We start from the raw sequence: 636 nt of genomic DNA, 5'->3' as shown, positions 1-636 counted from the left end.
TCTCCATGCCCTACTCCTACCTTACCCAGCGCTTCTACTGCTCTAATCCTGACATCCTTATACTCATCCTTTAAAGCATTTATTAGCGCAGGTACTACTATATCTCCATGCCCTGCTCCTACTTTACCCAGTGCTTCAGCTGCATTCATCCTGAACCGATAATCACTATCCTTTAAAGCATTTATTAGCGCAGGTATTGCTACTTCTGCATGCTCTAATCCTACATTACCCAGCGCTTCTGCTGCACTGCTCCTGACATCCTCATACTCATCCTTTAAAGCATTTATTAGCGCAGGTATTGCTACATCTGCATGCTCTATTCCTACATTACCCAGCGCTTCTGCTGCACTGCTCCTGACATCCTCATACTCATCTTTTAAAGCATTTATTAGCACAGGTATTGCTACTTCTGCATACCCTGCGCCTACCTTACCCAGCGCTTCCGCTGCTCTAATCCTGACCTCATCATCACTATCCTTTAAAGCATTCATTAGCGCAGGCACTACTACATCCGCATACCCTACCCCTACCTTACCCAACGCTTCTGCTGCACTAATTATAACATAAATATCATCATCCTCTAAAGCATTTATCAGGGCAGGCACTACTACATCTGCATATCCTACTCCTACCTTA

The 636-nt window shown here is 44.7% G+C and carries 1 protein-coding gene; it reads right to left on the bottom strand.

What is annotated here, in order from left to right:
• On the bottom strand, window positions 1–636 hold a 636-nt coding region (locus NF27_RS02770; RefSeq protein WP_039455565.1), incomplete at both ends, for a HEAT repeat domain-containing protein.

The organism is Candidatus Jidaibacter acanthamoeba, assembly GCF_000815465.1.
Taxonomy (GTDB): domain Bacteria; phylum Pseudomonadota; class Alphaproteobacteria; order Rickettsiales; family Midichloriaceae; genus Jidaibacter; species Jidaibacter acanthamoebae.
The sequence above is the reverse complement of the archived record's forward strand: the minus strand, read 5'-3'. Positions and strand labels throughout refer to the sequence as shown.